The organism is Nonomuraea sp. JJY05, assembly GCF_043496855.1.
In the GTDB taxonomy this organism is placed as follows: Bacteria; Actinomycetota; Actinomycetes; order Streptosporangiales; family Streptosporangiaceae; genus Nonomuraea.
In genome coordinates this window covers 34093-49478 of sequence record NZ_JBIEIS010000010.1, presented here as the reverse complement: position 1 = coordinate 49478, position 15386 = coordinate 34093, and the positions used below count along the sequence as shown (strand labels likewise).

The window sequence follows — 15386 nt, the reverse complement described above, 5'->3', positions numbered from 1 at the left end:
GTGGCTGGATGGGGCAGGGTCGGGCGACGGCGGACGAAGAGCGCGGGCGACGGGAGCGCGTCATCTCAGCCCCGGCGGCTGGCCGGTGTCCGCCGGCTGCCCTTGCGTACGGTGCTGCTCATCATCGTGTTCGTGCCGAGCCTGACCTTCACCCCGCTGCTGGCTTCGGGCATGTTCCAGCTGTCCTCGCAGTGGCGGGCCGAGAAGGCCCAGATGGACCTGGCCACCAAGACCGTCGGCGTACCCGCGTCCGACCTGTTCTTCAGCCTCGACAAGGAACGGCGGCTCACCGCGGAGACGCAGGCCGACCCCGGTGGCGCCGCCGCCGGCAGGCTCGCCAAGCAGCGCACGGTGACCGACCAGGCCGTGGGCGCCTTCCGTCCTTTGACATCCCTGGACACCGGCAAGGCACCTGAGGGGCTCGCCGACGCCATCGCCCGTACCGACCGCGGCCTCAACCTCCTCGACGAGCAGCGCCGGGCGGTGGACGCCGGCTGGGCCAGCCCGCAGAAGGCGTTCGACTACTACAGCGGGATCATCGAGTCGGACCTGCGCGTGTTGACCGTCCTCAGCCACACCGACGAGGGCGAGGTGAACAGCAGCGCGCAGACCCTGGTCGACCTGTTCTGGGTCGTCAACATGATCGGCCGCGAGGACGCCGTCCTGGCCCGCGGCTGGAAGACCGGGCGCCTGACGAAGGACGAGTACGGCCTCGTCACCGACGCCGCCGGCACCAGGAAGCACCTCCTGCGGTCCCAGGTGATCCCCAGCCTCACCGGCGACGAGAAGCGGTACGAGACGCTGATGACCGGCAAGGCGTGGGAGGCAATGACCGCGCTGGAAGGGCGGCTGACCCCCTCGGGCAACCAGGTGATCCTGCGCGGAGACAGCGCCGGGTGGCGCTCCTCGGTGGACACCGTCACCGAGCAGGTGACGCAGCTCCTGCGGCTGCGGCTCGACGCCGTCAGCAAGATCGGCTATGACCACGCCGGCATGCTCTTCGTAATCTTCATCAGCGTCACCAGCGTCGGCCTGCTCGCCCTGGGCCTGGTGATCTTCACCAGCTGGCGCCTCACCTCCATTCTCCGCCGGCGCATCCTCCACCTGCGCGAGGACGCCCAGGAGCTCCAGGAGCGGCTGCCCAAGGTGGTCGCCCGGCTGGAGCGCGGCGAGGACGTCGACGTGGACGCGGAAGTGCACATGCTCAAGCCCACCCCCGACGAGCTCGGCGCGCTGGGGCAGGCCCTCAACCTGGCCAGCCGCAGCGCGGTCTTCACCGCCGTGCGGCAGGCCGAGCAGCACCGCGGCTTCCAGCGCATGCTCCAGCGCATCGCCCGCCGTACCCAGATCCTCATCGGCCTGCAGCTGAAGAAGCTCGACGAGCTGGAACGCAAGCACGAGGACCCCGAGGTGCTGGAGGGCCTGTTCGACCTGGACCACCTCACCGCCCGCCTGCGCCGCTACGAGGAGAACCTGGTGATCCTCGGCGGCGGGCAGCCGCAGCGCCGCTGGCGCAAGCCGGTGCACCTGCTCAACGTGCTGCGCGCCGCGCAGGGCGAGGTTCAGGACTACCGGCGGATCTCGATCGACGTCGAGGGCGAGTCCTGGGTGAGCGAGCGCGCGGTGGGACCGCTCGTCCACGTCCTGGCGGAGCTCATGGAGAACGCCACCACCTTCTCCAAGCCGATGACCCCCGTCGAGGTGCGGGCCGCGCCGGTCAGCCGGGGCGTCGCCGTGGAGATCGAGGACCGCGGCCTGGGAATGGAGCCCGAGCAGTACGCCGCCGCCAACGCCCTGATGAAGTCGCCGCCGCAGCTCGACGTGATGACCCACGCCGACGACGTCCGGCTCGGCCTGTACGTGGTCGCCCGGCTCGCCGCGAGTCTGGGCCTGCAGGTGGAGCTGCGTTCGTCGGCCTTCGGCGGCACCCGGGTCATCGTGCTGCTCCCGGAAGCGCTGATCGTGGACCGCCCCCGTGCGGTGCCCGAGGAGTCCGCCCCGGCACCGGCATCCGCCCCTGCCCCTGCCCCGGAGCCGGCCCGTCCGCAGGAAGAGGAGCCGGCGGCTCCCCGCGAGGACGGGCAGTTGCCGACCCGCTCCAGGGGACGCGCGATGGCGTACGTGACAGCGCCCACCGGAATCCCGGACGACGCCCTCCCGCCGTCCGCCCGCCGGCCGCTGCCCCAGCGGGTGCGCCAGGCCAGCCTGGTCACCGAGCTCAAAGTCCCGGCGAACACGGATGAACAGACCGAACAGGAGACCTGGGCCCGACGCGAGCAGCCCAGCCGATCCAGTGCGACAATCGGCGCGTTCCAGAGGCAGTCTCGCAGGCGCCGGACCGGTGATGACGCCTTCCAGCCCCGGCCGGACGGATCCTCCGAGCCCGGTTCACCTACGACGGAAGATCGATGATGACGCAGCGAACCACCGCCACCAACAGGGACCTGGACTGGCTGCTGGACGGCCTGGTCGATCAGGTCGCGGGCACCCGGCACGCCATCGTGCTGTCCGACGACGGCCTGGTGATCAGCCGGTCCCGGACCATCGAGCGCTCGGACGCCGAACGCCTCGCCGCGATCGCGACCGGCCAGCAGAGCCTGGCTCGCGGTGTGGGGCAGCTCTTCAGCGGCGGACCGGTGCAACAGGTCATCATCGAGATGGCCGAGCTGTGGCTGTTCATCACGACCGCGGGCCGCGGCACCCATCTGGCCGTGGTCGCCTCCCAGGAGGTCGACGCCGAACTGATGAGCGTCGCGATGCACACCTTGATCCAGCAGGTCGGCCAGAAGCTGGGCACCGACGCGCGTACCCCGCAGGCCGACGACGCGGGGAGACGCGGATGAAGCACTGGACTGAGGGGTTCGACGACGATGACGCCGACGAACCCCTTGTCCGCCCCTATACGATCACCGGCGGACGGACCGCCCCCGAGCGGGACGACCTCACGCTGATCACTCTGGTGACCTCGATCTCCGGCGTCTCCTCGCCGACCGGACGTGGGCTGAGGCGGATGCAGCCGGAGCACCGCACCATCTTCACCTTGTGCGAACGGCCTCTGGCGGTGGCCGAAGTCGCCTCAGCGCTGAACCTCCCGGTATCAGTGACCAAGATCCTCATTGGCGATCTGATCGAGAACGGTCAGATGCGGGCCCGGCCACCGCTGGCCTTCGCCCAGGCGGGCGGTCTTCCGGATGTGACAATTCTTGAGGCGGTGAGGGATGGCTTACGCAAGCTCTGACCAAGGGGACGACGCTCCCCTGGCGGTGAAGATCCTCATCGCCGGTGGGTTCGGCGTCGGGAAGACGACCATGGTCGGCGCGGTGAGCGAGGTCGCCCCACTGCGTACGGAGGAGTACCTCACCCACGCCAGCGTCGGCATCGACGATCTGGAAGGGTTGAGCGGCAAGTCCACCACCACCGTCGCGCTCGACTTCGGCCGCATCACCATCAACCGCGAGCTGGTGCTCTACCTGTTCGGCACCCCCGGGCAGGAACGCTTCTGGTTCATGTGGAACGACCTGGTGCACGGGGCGATGGGCGCGGTCGTCCTGGTCGACACCCGGCGGCTGGACGTGAGCTTCGCGTCGATCGACTTCTTCGAGAGCCGCGGCATCCCCTTCGTCGTCGGCGTCAACTGCTTCCACGGCGTCAAGGACCGGACGCAGGAGGAGATCCGCAAGGCGCTCGATCTCGACCCGCAGGTGCCGCTGGTGCTCTGCGACGCCCGCGACCGGGCGGCGGCCCGCGACGTGCTGCTCGCGCTCATCGACCACCTGCTGGCCGCCCGCTCCCGCACCGCCCCCCACCCCGTGGCCTGACGCCCTGTCATCAGGTGGACCACGACGACGCCTACATCTCGTCGCCTGACGACGGCGCATACCTTTTCGCTTTGGGCATCGTCATCATCCTGGTCCTCATGCCCACGCTGATATCGCTTGCCATGGCGTTGCTGCGTCGCCGTGAATAAACGTCAATGGCCACCCCCCGCGATCGGGGAGTGGCCATTGACGTCACGTTTCTAATCGCAGTGTTCGAAGCCACTGGTGTAGGAGCTGCTGCCGACCGAGCCGCCCCACTTGACGCATTGTCCGGCCGCGTCGCGCCTGACGGGACCCGCGTAGTAGTCGAAGCTGCCCGAGTCGGTCGTCCTGCTTTCTCCCTGCGGCTCCAGGAAGGCCGACACCGCCGACGCCGTGCCGAGGTTGGTCGACTTCAGCGTCACGACGCAGTTGTAGCCGTTGCCCGAGTTGTAGAGCAGGTACGTGCGGCCACCCACGAGTGCGGCCGAGTCGATGACCGAGTAACCGCTGCCGCAGACCTCCTCAGGGGTGTGGGGGTTGCCGCTGCCGCAGCCGTTGGTGCTCGTGACGGCCTTCTTCTGGCCCAGGGACACGGTCACGCCGTCCACCGTCGGGCTGGTGTCCATCCCACCGCCGGAGGTCCGCTGTTCGTAGTGCAGGTGCGGCGCGTTCGAGCCGCCGGTCGAGCCGACGGTCCCGATCACGGTGCCCTGGCTGACGGTCAACGAGCCGCCGGCCGACCGCACCATGGTCGCGAGGTGGGCGTAGCGGGTCCTGGTGCCGTCACTGTGGCGGATCTCTATCCACTTGCCGTAGCTCGTGCTTCCCGCGTCGTAGAAGTACGCGGTGCCCGCAGCGGTGGCACGGACGGTTTCGCCGTTGATGTCGTCGCCCCCGTAGTCCTGCCAGTCGATGGAACCCGACGGGTTGTGGGCGGGGGTCCCGGTCCAGTTGTTGGCGTAGAAGGTCTTACCGCAGTTGAACGGGCTCTTGTGAGACACAGCCAGGACGCCGGCGTCCTGCGCTGAGGCGGCCTGGGGAATCAGCGCCGCCGCGACAGTGACCAACAGGACAGTGATCGCGGGCTTGAGGGCCTTCGGCCAGGTCGGCCTGCCGATTGTGGGCATGCTCACCTCTCTGAACAGGTGCGTATGGGAGACACGGTTAGGCACCCGGTTCCCCATGATGTCGATGAGCCCCATGGCGACATGCTGAACAGCGTGATGGGAGGGGGGAAGGCCGCCTTGAAGGAGCATTTCGACATCTCACCGCCCGGGGGGAGGGCGGTCGATCATGAAGATATCCCTGAAAGTTCTCTTCATCAATCTCTACGGACATGAAATTTTGCGGCTCTTCAATCTGCCGTCAACTACATGTCAAAACCGCAGCCCGCTTCGGCCAAGCCGATGAAGAGCTTACTTTATGCACACCCGAAATTATAGATTTGGCCTTTCCTGGGCGGCCCCGCGTGCGATGACCGGCCGGGACCCCGGTTGGATGAGGCGCATGACTGCTCATGACGTCGCCCGGCTTCTCCCCGAGGTCCCCGTGCTCCGTGACTTCTGCCGGTCCTTGGCGGTGCTGGAGGCCATCCTGAGCCCCGACTGGGCCGGCCGCCGCCACTCCTTCGACGCCGGTTGGGCCCCGGGGGAGGAGATGGCGTCCATGCGGAACGGCTCCGGAGACGAATACTCCATCGTCTTCGTGGCGGGTGGTGCGTACCTGCGCGGTTTCGACCACGAGGCGGTGATGAGCCCCTACGGGAACGACGGGCCGTGGCCGGGCGTGCTCGACTCGGTTCCCGACGTCTTCCGCCGGTGCGTGGAGGAGCCCGCGTTCCGCGACGAGGACGGCATGCCCGTGGTGACCGCCTGTCTGTGGCGGGAGGCCGGCGACGACGCCTGGCGGGTGGGTGAGATCGACTATCCGGACGGCGTGCGCGACCCTGACGGGTCGGGCTACCTGTTCGCGCTGCTCACGGACCCGTCGCCGGAGGGGTTCCGGCGGTTCGCCGAGGACTACCACGAAGTTTCCGTGGACCTCGACGCGATACGGCACGTCCACGAACTTCGCCCGCTGACGCAGGCGGTCGTCACCGCGTTGAACGCCGACCTCATGCTCAAGGATCTCGCCGAGGACCTCGCGGAAGCCCGGTATCCGTCCTGAGCCTAGCCGTACCGGCCGCTCGGAGCCGGGCGCAGGGCGGCGGTGACGTCGTCCGCGAGCCGGTCCACCTCGTCGACGGCCAGGGTCGAGACGGTGAGGCGGATCGCGGGCGGCGTGGCGAGGCGGTTGCGGGCGCCGGGCGCGACGGCCCAGCCGCGGGCGAGCAGGCGGGTGATCGCGGTGGCCTCGTCCGGGACGGGGACCCACACGTTGAGCCCGCTGCGCCCGTGCGCCGGAATGCCGCGCCCGGCCAGCGCCGTCACCAGGCCGTCCCTGCGGCGCGCGTACGAGGCCGCCACCGCCGCCGCGTCCACCGCCCCCGTACGCCAGAGGTGCGCGACGGCGCGCTGCAGCAGGTGACTGACCCAGCCCGCGGCCAGGCGCTGGCGGCCGCGCAGCCGGCCGAGCGTGACCGGGTCACCGGTGGTCAGGGCGACGCGTAGGTCGGGTCCGTACGCCTTGGCCGTCGAACGCGTGAGGACCCAGCGCTGCGTGACCCCCGCCAGCGGGTGCAGGGGAAGGTCCACGAAGCCGGACCCGTGGTCGTCCTCGATGAGCAGCACCCCCGGGCAGGCCCCCAGCACCTCGCGCAGGGCCCCGGCCCGTTCGGAGGAGACGGCGGCGCCGAACGGGTTCTGGGCGCGGGCCGTGATCACGACGGCTCGGACCCCGGACCGCAGGGCCCGGCCGAGTTCGTCGGGCAGGGGGCCTTCGTCGTCCACCCGCATCGGCACGGGACGCAGCCCCATGACGCCGACCAGGTCGAGCAGGGCCGTCCAGCTCGGATCCTCCAAGGCCACCGCGTCGCCGGGGCGCAACTGAGCGGCCAGCACCCGTTCGACCGCGTCGAGGGTGCCCGAGGTGATCGCCAGTGGGCCGGCCGGTACGCCGTCCGCGCGCAGGCGCTCGCCGGCCACGGCGATCAGCTCCTCGTCGTCGCCCGTCCCGTACATGGCGGGCCGCTCCTCGTGCGCGCGGGCCGCGGCGGCGAGCGCCTCCCCGAGGGGCGGCAGCAGGGCCGGGTCGGGGTTGCCCTTGGACAGGTCGCGCGCGCCAGGAGGCACCTCGATGCGGATCTCCTCCCGGAGCGTGCTGGCCGGGCGCGGCCTGACCCGGGTGCCACGTCGCCCGGCGGTCTCGATGACGCCGCGCTCGCGCAGCAGCCGGTACGCGGCCGCCGCCGTGTTGGGGCTGACCCCGGCCCGGGAGGCCAGCTCGCGCACCGGTGGCAGCATCGCGCCTGGTGACAGCCGACCCTCCGACACGGCGACCTCGACCCCGGCCGCAATCTCGCTGGCAGTTCCACCCACAATCAGGTAATTTTCTGACACAAAATATATTATGTACTAATACAAAGAGGTAAGCGTGCTTATTCATCCTTGGGACGCGGCCCACGACGGCGACGAATGGCGGACCTGGCTGCGTACGCGCGACTTCGGGCAACTCGCCGCGAACGGCGTGGACGGCGGTCCGCCGGTCGTGGTGCCGACGCATTTCCTGTTCGACGGCGGGAGTGAGGTCGTGCTCCACCTGGCCAGGCCCAACCCGATCTGGCCGGCGCTGGAGGCCGACCCGGCCGTGGTGGTGAGCGTGCACGACGACTACGCCTACATCCCGTCGGGCTGGCGCTCCGACGTCCCGGAGACCGGCGTGCCGACCAGCTATTACGCCTCGGCGCAGCTCGTCTGCCAGGCCCGGATAGTGGACGACAAGGAGGGCAAGGCCGAGATCCTGCGCCGCCAGCTGGCCCACCACGAGCCCGACGGCGGGCACGGCGAGGTGGCCGCGGACGCGGGGCCGTACCGGAAGATGCTCTCGGCGATCCGGGGGCTGCGGCTGGAGGTGGTGGACGTGCGGGCCAAGTTCAAGTACGACGACCACCGGCCGGTCGAGTTCCGCGAGCGGATCGCGGACGGGCTCGCCGGGCGGGACCTGCCCGGCGACGCGGGCGCGCGGGCGCAGCAGCTCAGGCGGATGTCCGTCGGACGGTGAACTCCCGGGGCGGACAGGAGGAAATTACCGGCTGTAAAGCCGAACGTTACGATGGCCGCATGAGTACGCAGGACGGCCCCGGCCGCGAGCAGGTGCTCGAGTGGGTCGAGCGGGTGGCCGCGTTCGTCTCCGCGGAATGGGGACTCGCGCCGATCACCGGCCGCGTCCTGGGCTGGCTCATGGTCTGCGACCCGCCGGCCCAGACCGCCGGCGACATCGCCGGCGCCATCGGCGCGAGCCGCGCGTCGCTCACGACGAACCTGCACCTCCTGACGTCCATCAAGCTCATCCGCAGGTTCCGCAGGCCAGGGGAGCGGAACGTCTACTACGAGATCGAGGACGACGCCTGGTCCAAGGTCATCCGGCAGAAGCTCGCCGCGTTCACCGCGTTCGACGAGCTGGCCGCGGAGGGCCTGCGGCTCGGCTGGACCGACGAGGCGCAGACCAGGCGCATCGAGTCGGCCAGGACCGCCATCGCCGGCCTGGCCAAGGTGCTCGACCAGGCCACCGGCTGAAACTGCGAGCGGACGCGGGCGGGCTCTCCGCGGGTGTCGGTGGCGCCCTCGTGGAGCTGTGGATAACGGGCTCTTCCTGTGGATAACCAGGCCCGTACCGGCCCTCACCAGGGGCAGCGGAAGCACCTGCGCTCAGCGCTCCGGCAGGGCCGGAACGCTGGAGAATCAGGGCTTGGCGTCGCCACACCACAGCCCGTGACCACCTCCGCCCGGCTGTCCACCGGCCTGGGTACACACCTGTGGATGAACGCCCTCAGCCGAGCCGATCGTTGATCACCAAGTCCAGTAGGAGCGCGCCTCCGACTTCCAGTCCTTAGGGAAATACTGCTGGATCTTGAACGCCATGCCGAGGCCGCGGGCGATGTACTGGTCGCGGTCCAGCTTCCTGGTGATCGGCTTGCCTGGTTCGCCCTTGTTGTCCCACCAGGACTCCCACTGCTTGATGCAGGTCTTCCCGCTCAGATACTGGTTCGAGCAGGGCGCGGGCGGCGACCAGATCTGGGTGTGGCCGAAGTCGATGACCTTCCCCGACGACTTCTCGGTGATGGTCCCCCACGCCTTGAGGCAGTACGCCTGTGAGGGAATGTCCCACTTCACGTAGTGCTGCGGGCCCGACGTGGCGAACGTGCGCAGGTTGCCGCACTTGGCGTCGCCGATCTGCTCCTTGGTCACCCTGACGGTGTAGTACGTGCCGTTGTCCCGCCACCCGTCCAGCGTCAGCCAGTCGCCGTCGCGCACGAACTTCTCCGCGTAGTCCGGCGGCCACGTCTTCGGATCGCCCCAGCTGATCTCCGAGGTCGTGGACGACAGGGGCTTCCAGGTCCACTGCCCGGCCGCCTGCCCGCCGGACCAGTGCTGTCCGGCGCTGCGCTCGGCGAACCGGGAGTACTGCCCGTAGTTCTCCCCCGCCCGAGCCGGGCCGGCCGCCTCCGCGAGCACCGTGATCATCGCCGCGCCGGCGACGAGCCACGGCCGCGTTCCCATCTTCTGGATCTTCACCGCCGGCACGCTACAGAGCCCCGCGGCGCGCGGCGGCTCACATCAAGAATCTTCGAAACGCCCCTTCGAGGCCGGGCGGAGGAGGAACGCCGTGCTCTCGTGTTCGGGAACCTCCACCTCGAGCCCGGTGCCGGCCAGCGCCTGCGCGATCAGCTCCCGATCGCCGGCCCACTGCAGGACGAGCTCGTCCACCAGATCGCCGTACGCGTCGAAGCTCGCCGTGTGCGACTGCGTCGTCCAGAAGACGGCCCTGGGCGGCTGCCCGGCAGCGGCGGCCGCCTCGTGGACCTGCTGCCAGGCGCCGGAGGCGGTCGGCCAGAGGTCGGGCTCGGCGAGGTAGCCGTGCGCGGCCAGCCGGTCGAAGGCCGCCGCGATCCGGCACAGGTCGGACGACCGGTCGGCGGCCAGGCAGGTCACGACCCCTTCCTCCGGCTTGTTCAGGCCGTGGGCCGAGGCGATCAGCGAGTCCATCAGGGCGTCGCTGTGCCTGGACAGCTCGTCGTCGTCCATCTTCAGCAGGGCGTCGTAGTCGTCCTCCTGACCCGCCTGCCCGGGAACGGAGACCACGAGACCCTCGCGGGCGAACGCCGCCTGGATGTTGGAGGGCAGCCCACCCCGCCACGCGAGCGGCACGTCGTCGGCCAGCGCGCCGTCCGGGGTGAAGTGGTCGGCGCACTGGCTCAGCAGGCCGCTGGTCTCGGTCTCGGACGCGAAGCGTTGGGCGTCGACGATCTGCCAGCCCTCGTGCTCCAACCGGCTGAGAGCCCGGTCGAACCCCTCGCGCTGCGTGCCGCGCGGCGAGACGGCCTCCTCGAACTCGATCAGCTTGGACAGCGTGTCGGCGACCTCGGCGCGACGCTGTTCGAGGAACGCGCGGGTCTCGGAGATGAGGTTCCGGCTCATCAGCGTGTCCATCACCATCGACCACCAGGCTTCGGCCTCGCTGAAGGCGTCCGGATCCAGCTCCTTGAGCGAGAGCCACAGCTTCTCCGTGTAGTCCTTGCCGGCCTCCGAGGACTCGCCGTTCAACGCCTGCTGGCGCAGCCTGAGCCGGTAGAGGAACTCGACGAAGTTCGCGAGCGAGCTGTTGACCATTTCCGCCTGCGGGGTCTCGTCCATCGAGAGCAGGCCGACGACGCCGGTGCGGATGTCGAGAAAGTAGCGCATGCCCGTGTCTCCCGACGTGCCGCCCAGCGTGAGGACGTTGAGGTCCCCGCCCGGCGTCCGGAACACGACGAGGGAGCCCACCCGCGGCTCGTCGGCGAGGAAGGTGGTGAACGCCTGGTCCGCGCGCACCGGCAGCCCGACCTCGGACAGGATCTGGACGTCCGCCTCCGACAGCCCCTTCTCGCGGCACTGCTCGACGTCCATCAGCAGCAGGCCCTCGTCACCGAAAGCCTCGACCATCTCTTCGTGCGTGACCACGATTCAACACCCCGACGTCAGACCCTGGATCAAGTTTCCCCAAGGGTAGGGGATCTTTGCGGATCAGACCGTACGTTCCCAGCGGACCTCCCCCTCGTACCACCGGTCGGTGGGACTCAAACCGGCCGACGTGGCGACGGCGGCCGAGGCCGCGTGGTCGGGGTGGATGTGCGCGACGATCGTGTCGATCCCCTCCCGTAGGAGCTGGTCGACCAGGGCGCGGGCGGACGCGGTGGCCAGGCCGCGGCCCTGCCAGGGCGTGCCGATCACCCAGGCGATCTCGGCGGTCCGGCCGTCGATCGTGGCCTGCACATATCCGACCAGTCGCTCTTCCTCCCGCGACCAGATCACCCAGTTGCGCCAGCCAGGCGGCCCGGCGACGAGCCGCTCGTAGCGGGCGCGCAGCTCCGGCGCGGTGAGCGGGGCGCCGCCGGTGAACGCGTGCAGGGCCGGGTCCGACAGCACGGCGGCCATCTCGTCGGCGTGCTCCGGGCGCAACGGGACGAGGACGAGCGCGGGCGCCTCGATGGGTCTGGTCACCGGCCCATTCTGCCGTCGGCCGGCTCCACGCCCCGCCCACCCCACCGCGTCACGACGGCGACGGTACGGCGCAGCGCGTCCCAGCCCTTCGTCATGTACCCCACCCCGGACGCCTACCTGCACCTCATGCGCTCAGATGCCGCCGCCGGCGCCACCGGCCTGTACATGGCCGTCAACCCGCTGCTCGAATGGCTGCTCATCCCAGCCGCACTCACCTTGGCCTGGCACACCGGACGGCAGCGCCGGCCGCTGCTGATCGCCGCCGCCGTGTACTACCTCCAGCGCATCACCACCTACCTGTACTTCGCCCCCACCGTCCTGAGCTGGACCGGCACCGGACCCGTGCCGCTTCCCCAGGTCGCCCTCTGGCTCGACCTCGACCTGGCCAGAATGACCCTCGACCTGACCGTCATCGCGGTCCTCGCCGCCGCGGCGCTGCGCCGCCACACCCCCGCCCCGTTCGCCTATCCCACGGTCGCCGCCGGGGGACCGGGGCGGCGCGCCTGATCACTCGCCGGAGAAGATCCCGTTGAGCCAGTCGAACATGTACCGGTGCACCGTGGCGCGCCCGCCGTAGCCGACCGCGTTCTTCGAGGAGCTCGCCGTCGTCGGATACGGACGGCTGTCGACACCCCCCACACCGGCCGGTCAGCGCAGCCTTTCGCCGTACACGTGCTCGACCCTCATCGTCATGAGCACCCTGCGGTCGGACACCATCACCGACCGGTACTCGTCCCAGTCCGGATGCTCCCCCGCGGCCCGGCGGTAGTAGTCCACCAGCGCCTCGACCTCGGGACCGTGGGGGTCGGCGCCCGGCCCCGTGAGCGTCACCGTGCCCTCGGCGGTGACCCACGACCAGCCGTCAGGGCTGGTGACCTCCAGCGCGGCCCGCGGGTCCCGGCGCAGGTTCGCCGTCTTGGCCCGGCCCTCGGTCATCGAGACGTAGATGACCTCGGCCTCCCGGTCGTAGAAGGGCATGACGGGGGAGAGCTGGGGACGGCCGTCCGACTTGATCGTCGCGAGGACGCCCAGCCGGCTCTCCGCGAGCAGCGCGCGCGGGTCGAACGGTATGGCGGTCATGAGGGCTTGCGGAACTGCTCGACCATCGCCGCGTAGCCGTCGCCGCCGCGCCCGTCGGCCACGGCGCGAGCGGTCAGGGCCTTGAGGAGCCTCGGGAGTTCGGCGCTGACGCCGAGGGACTCGCTCTCGTGGATGAGGTGGTCCATCGCGGCGAGGTGGGTGTCGATGGTGGAATCCAGGGCCGGGTACGTGCCGGCGTCGACCTGCTCCGCGTAGGCCGCGAGCCAGCCGTTCACGGTCTCGATCCCCTTGCTCGCGAGCGGGGCGTACGCTCCGGCTCGCACCCCCGCCGCGCCGAGCAGGGCGGCACCCTGCAGGAAGCCGTTCAGGATGTTCCACATCAGGCTCAGCACGGCCATCTCGTGCAGCGCCGACAGGGTGTGGTCGTCGCCGAGGTACGTCGCTCCCGAACCGAGGCTCCTCAGGACGGGCTCGTACTGCTCGAAGGCCGGCCGCGGCCCGCTGTAGGTGATGATGGCGTCCGTCCCGATCTCGGCGGGGACGGCCATGATCGCGCCGTCGAGGTAGGCGCCGCCCTGCCGCGCCGCCCACTCGGCGGTCTCACGGGCGCCCTGCGACGTGCCCGACCCCAGGTTCACCAGGACGCGGCCGTCGAGCACAGCATCCAGCGAGCCGAGGAGCCCGTGCACGGCGTCGTAGTCCGTGACGCAGACGATCACGAGCGGGCTGGCCGCGACGGCCTCGCCGACCGAGTCGGCGAGCTTCGCGCCCTGTGCCACCAGCTGGTCGGCTTTGGCCGCCGTACGGTTCCACACGGTCGTGGGATACCCGTCGCGCAGGAACGCTCCGGCCAGCGCCTGGCCCATCAGCCCCAGGCCGATGACTGTCACGGGAGTGTGGTTGGCATTGTTGCTCATGGCAGAATCCTCAACGTTCATACCGATATGAAGGTCAAGGGGGGAACGAGCGTGCTGATCGGGGAGTTGAGCCGGCAGACCGGAGTTCACACGCATCAGCTGCGTTACTACGAGGCCCAGGGCCTGCTCGAGCCCGAGCGCGGCGCCAACGGCTACCGCGAGTACGGCGACGACGCCGTACTGACCGTGACCCAGATCCGCAGGCTGCTCGAAGCCGGGCTGTCGACTCCGGAGATCGCGTACCTGCTGCCCTGCGCCACCGGCACGGCGCCCGACCTCGAGCCCTGTCCCGAGCTCCTGGACACGCTGCGCGTCCGCCTGAACGGCCTGGACGAGCACATCGACACGCTCACCCGCTCCCGCCAGTCCCTCCGCGACTACATCGACGCCACGGAGCGGCGGCTTGTGGAGAGCGGGTCACATGCTTGAGGGCTTGGAGACGGGCACGCGCTACATGGCGCTGATCGCTCGGACGACCGGTCCCAAGTAGTTGCGTTCGAGCGCGCTCGAAGCCATAGCGTCGCCGCCATGACGACACAGACCTGGATCATCACCGGCGCGTCCCGCGGTTTCGGACGCGCGCTGGCCGAGGCGGCGCTCGCGGCGGGCGACCGCGTGGTGGCGGCGGTGCGCCGGCCCGAGAGCGTGGCCGACCTGGCGGCGAAGCACCCCGACAACTGCCTGATCGCGAAGTTCGACGCCCGGGACGCCACCGCGGCCGGCGAGCTCGTACGTGCCGCCCTTGTCCGTTTCGGACAGCTCGACGTGCTCGTGAACAACGCGGGCCGGGCCGTGGTCGGAGCGGTCGAGGAGGTCGGCGACGCGCAGCTGCGTGAGCTGATGGATCTGCACCTGTTCGGCCCTGCCGCGCTCGTCCGCGCGGCGCTGCCCGCGATGCGCGCGCGGGGCACCGGGACGATCGTGCAGATGAGCAGCCAGGGCGGGCGGATGTCGTTCCCGGGGGTGTCGGCGTACTCCGCGTCGAAGTTCGCGCTCGAAGGCTGGTCCGAGGCGCTGGCCGGGGAGGTCGCGCCGTTCGGGATCCGGGTGATGATCGTCGAGCCGAGCCGGTTCCGGACCGACTTCAACGCGGGTGACGTGCTGGAGTTCGTGGAGACCTCCGAGACCTACCGTGAGCTGCTGGCCGCCGTACGCGCGGACATGGCCGGGGCCGACGGCCTCCAGGAAGGCGACCCGGTGCGGGCGGCCGAGATCATCGTGTCCCTCGCGCACGGTGACGAGGTGCCGCTGCGGCTGCCGCTCGGGCGCGAGGCCGTCGAGCGGATCTCGGGTACGTACCGGCGTGGCCTGGAGGAGGTCGAGCGGTGGGCCGAGACCGCCCGTAGCGCCGACTTCGCGGACGTCCCGGCATCGGTCCGCCCGATTTAGGCTGGCTGTCATGGCCACCGACGATCTGATGACCAGGGCGCTCGAAACGCTCGGGGACGACGGCCCGATGTCGGTCGAGGCGATCCACCGCCTCACCGAGCCGGCCGACCTGCCCGAGCCGATGACGATCGCGGACGTCGCCGACCTTCTCGGCATCTCCGCCCACACGCTGCGCTACTACGAGCGGGCCGGGCTGGTCGAGGTGGCCCGCGACGGCCACGGTCATCGCGTCTACGACGCCGAAGCGGTGCGGCGCCTGGTGTTCCTCACCCGGATGCGGCTGTCCGGCATGCCGATGCGCGACCTGCAGGACTACATCTCGCTCGTCGACGCCGGGGAGGACACGGTGCCCGAGCGGCTCGACATGCTGATCGAGCATCGCGACACCATCCGCCGCCGGATCCGTGAGCTGACCCTCTCGCTCACGGCGGTCGAGTACAAGATCGCCACGTACGGGGGCTCGACGGGGCCGGACGTCCAGCCCCCCGCCACCGACGGACCGGCGCGACCGGCCCTACCGGCGCAGTCGTGGGGACAGCACTGAGGCGGTCTCAGCGGTGACGAAGTCGACGTAGCCGGCGGGAGGCGTCATCCCGCCTGCC

20 protein-coding genes are annotated in these 15386 nt (G+C 70.3%); 12 read left to right on the top strand and 8 right to left on the bottom strand.

The window, feature by feature from the left end:
- From ACFKCF_RS17025 to ACFKCF_RS17005, 5 genes are read left to right on the top strand one after another with little or no spacing between them, the layout of a single operon-like run.
- A complete protein-coding gene (locus ACFKCF_RS17025; protein ID WP_394494608.1) occupies positions 1-2412 on the top strand; it encodes a nitrate- and nitrite sensing domain-containing protein in 2412 nt (803 codons plus the stop codon).
- Positions 2409-2843, top strand: coding sequence for a roadblock/LC7 domain-containing protein (locus ACFKCF_RS17020; RefSeq protein ID WP_394494606.1), 435 nt, complete (start codon positions 2409-2411; stop codon positions 2841-2843). Before ACFKCF_RS17025 ends, ACFKCF_RS17020 begins: the two co-directional genes overlap by 4 nt.
- A complete protein-coding gene (locus ACFKCF_RS17015; RefSeq protein ID WP_394494604.1) occupies positions 2840-3238 on the top strand; it encodes a DUF742 domain-containing protein in 399 nt (132 codons plus the stop codon). The genes ACFKCF_RS17020 and ACFKCF_RS17015 overlap by 4 nt, the downstream gene beginning before the upstream one ends.
- Positions 3219-3818, top strand: coding sequence for an ATP/GTP-binding protein (locus tag ACFKCF_RS17010; RefSeq protein ID WP_394494602.1), 600 nt, complete (start codon positions 3219-3221; stop codon positions 3816-3818). Before ACFKCF_RS17015 ends, ACFKCF_RS17010 begins: the two co-directional genes overlap by 20 nt.
- 14 nt (positions 3819-3832) lie before the next feature.
- Positions 3833-3967, top strand: a complete 135-nt coding sequence (locus ACFKCF_RS17005) for a hypothetical protein (protein ID WP_394494600.1) — start codon at positions 3833-3835, stop codon at positions 3965-3967.
- Between the two features lie 51 nt (positions 3968-4018).
- On the opposite strand, the gene ACFKCF_RS17000 is transcribed toward ACFKCF_RS17005, so the two are convergent.
- Complete coding sequence (locus ACFKCF_RS17000; RefSeq protein ID WP_394494599.1) at positions 4019-4927, bottom strand: M23 family metallopeptidase; 909 nt, start codon at positions 4925-4927, stop codon at positions 4019-4021.
- 379 nt (positions 4928-5306) lie between these two features.
- Here ACFKCF_RS17000 and ACFKCF_RS16995 point away from each other — a divergent pair, with 379 nt between their 5' ends.
- Positions 5307-5966, top strand: a complete 660-nt coding sequence (locus ACFKCF_RS16995) for a hypothetical protein (protein WP_394494597.1) — start codon at positions 5307-5309, stop codon at positions 5964-5966.
- Between the two features lie 2 nt (positions 5967-5968).
- On the opposite strand, the gene ACFKCF_RS16990 is transcribed toward ACFKCF_RS16995, so the two are convergent.
- Entirely contained in the window at positions 5969-7297 is a 1329-nt protein-coding gene (locus ACFKCF_RS16990; RefSeq protein ID WP_394494595.1) for an aminotransferase class I/II-fold pyridoxal phosphate-dependent enzyme, read from the bottom strand.
- A 34-nt stretch (positions 7298-7331) separates the two neighbouring features.
- Here ACFKCF_RS16990 and ACFKCF_RS16985 point away from each other — a divergent pair, with 34 nt between their 5' ends.
- Together ACFKCF_RS16985 and ACFKCF_RS16980 are read left to right on the top strand one after the other, a co-directional pair.
- The gene (locus ACFKCF_RS16985; RefSeq protein ID WP_394494593.1) at positions 7332-7958 is read left to right on the top strand and encodes an FMN-binding negative transcriptional regulator; all 627 of its coding nucleotides are present in this window, start codon (positions 7332-7334) and stop codon (positions 7956-7958) included.
- A gap of 59 nt (positions 7959-8017) precedes the next feature.
- The gene (locus ACFKCF_RS16980) at positions 8018-8473 is read left to right on the top strand and encodes a GbsR/MarR family transcriptional regulator (RefSeq protein WP_394494591.1); all 456 of its coding nucleotides are present in this window, start codon (positions 8018-8020) and stop codon (positions 8471-8473) included.
- 273 nt (positions 8474-8746) lie between these two features.
- On the opposite strand, the gene ACFKCF_RS16975 is transcribed toward ACFKCF_RS16980, so the two are convergent.
- From ACFKCF_RS16975 to ACFKCF_RS16965, 3 genes are all read right to left on the bottom strand, one after another.
- Positions 8747-9472 carry a hypothetical protein gene (locus ACFKCF_RS16975; protein WP_394494589.1) on the bottom strand — a complete coding sequence of 242 codons (726 nt, stop codon included), beginning with the start codon at positions 9470-9472 and terminating at the stop codon, positions 8747-8749.
- A 42-nt stretch (positions 9473-9514) separates the two neighbouring features.
- Complete coding sequence (locus tag ACFKCF_RS16970) at positions 9515-10897, bottom strand: SUKH-4 family immunity protein (protein WP_394494587.1); 1383 nt, start codon at positions 10895-10897, stop codon at positions 9515-9517.
- A 63-nt stretch (positions 10898-10960) separates the two neighbouring features.
- Entirely contained in the window at positions 10961-11437 is a 477-nt protein-coding gene (locus ACFKCF_RS16965; protein ID WP_394494586.1) for a GNAT family N-acetyltransferase, read from the bottom strand.
- A 93-nt stretch (positions 11438-11530) separates the two neighbouring features.
- Between ACFKCF_RS16965 and ACFKCF_RS16960 the strand changes: the two genes are divergently transcribed.
- Positions 11531-11944 carry a hypothetical protein gene (locus tag ACFKCF_RS16960; RefSeq protein ID WP_394494585.1) on the top strand — a complete coding sequence of 138 codons (414 nt, stop codon included), beginning with the start codon at positions 11531-11533 and terminating at the stop codon, positions 11942-11944.
- On the opposite strand, the gene ACFKCF_RS16955 is transcribed toward ACFKCF_RS16960, so the two are convergent.
- The 3 genes from ACFKCF_RS16955 to ACFKCF_RS16945 are packed head-to-tail and all read right to left on the bottom strand — an operon-like array spanning position 11945 to position 13395.
- A complete protein-coding gene (locus ACFKCF_RS16955; RefSeq protein ID WP_394494583.1) occupies positions 11945-12076 on the bottom strand; it encodes a hypothetical protein in 132 nt (43 codons plus the stop codon).
- A 9-nt stretch (positions 12077-12085) separates the two neighbouring features.
- The gene (locus tag ACFKCF_RS16950) at positions 12086-12517 is read right to left on the bottom strand and encodes a PPOX class F420-dependent oxidoreductase (RefSeq protein ID WP_394494582.1); all 432 of its coding nucleotides are present in this window, start codon (positions 12515-12517) and stop codon (positions 12086-12088) included.
- A complete protein-coding gene (locus ACFKCF_RS16945) occupies positions 12514-13395 on the bottom strand; it encodes an NAD(P)-dependent oxidoreductase (RefSeq protein WP_394494580.1) in 882 nt (293 codons plus the stop codon). The genes ACFKCF_RS16950 and ACFKCF_RS16945 overlap by 4 nt, the downstream gene beginning before the upstream one ends.
- A gap of 27 nt (positions 13396-13422) precedes the next feature.
- On the opposite strand from ACFKCF_RS16945, the gene ACFKCF_RS16940 reads away from it, so the two are divergent.
- From ACFKCF_RS16940 to ACFKCF_RS16930, 3 genes are all read left to right on the top strand, one after another.
- A complete protein-coding gene (locus ACFKCF_RS16940; RefSeq protein ID WP_394494578.1) occupies positions 13423-13824 on the top strand; it encodes a MerR family transcriptional regulator in 402 nt (133 codons plus the stop codon).
- 99 nt (positions 13825-13923) lie between these two features.
- Positions 13924-14784 carry an SDR family NAD(P)-dependent oxidoreductase gene (locus tag ACFKCF_RS16935; protein WP_394494576.1) on the top strand — a complete coding sequence of 287 codons (861 nt, stop codon included), beginning with the start codon at positions 13924-13926 and terminating at the stop codon, positions 14782-14784.
- A 10-nt stretch (positions 14785-14794) separates the two neighbouring features.
- Positions 14795-15328, top strand: coding sequence for a MerR family transcriptional regulator (locus tag ACFKCF_RS16930; RefSeq protein WP_394494574.1), 534 nt, complete (start codon positions 14795-14797; stop codon positions 15326-15328).
- Positions 15329-15386 lie beyond the last annotated feature (58 nt).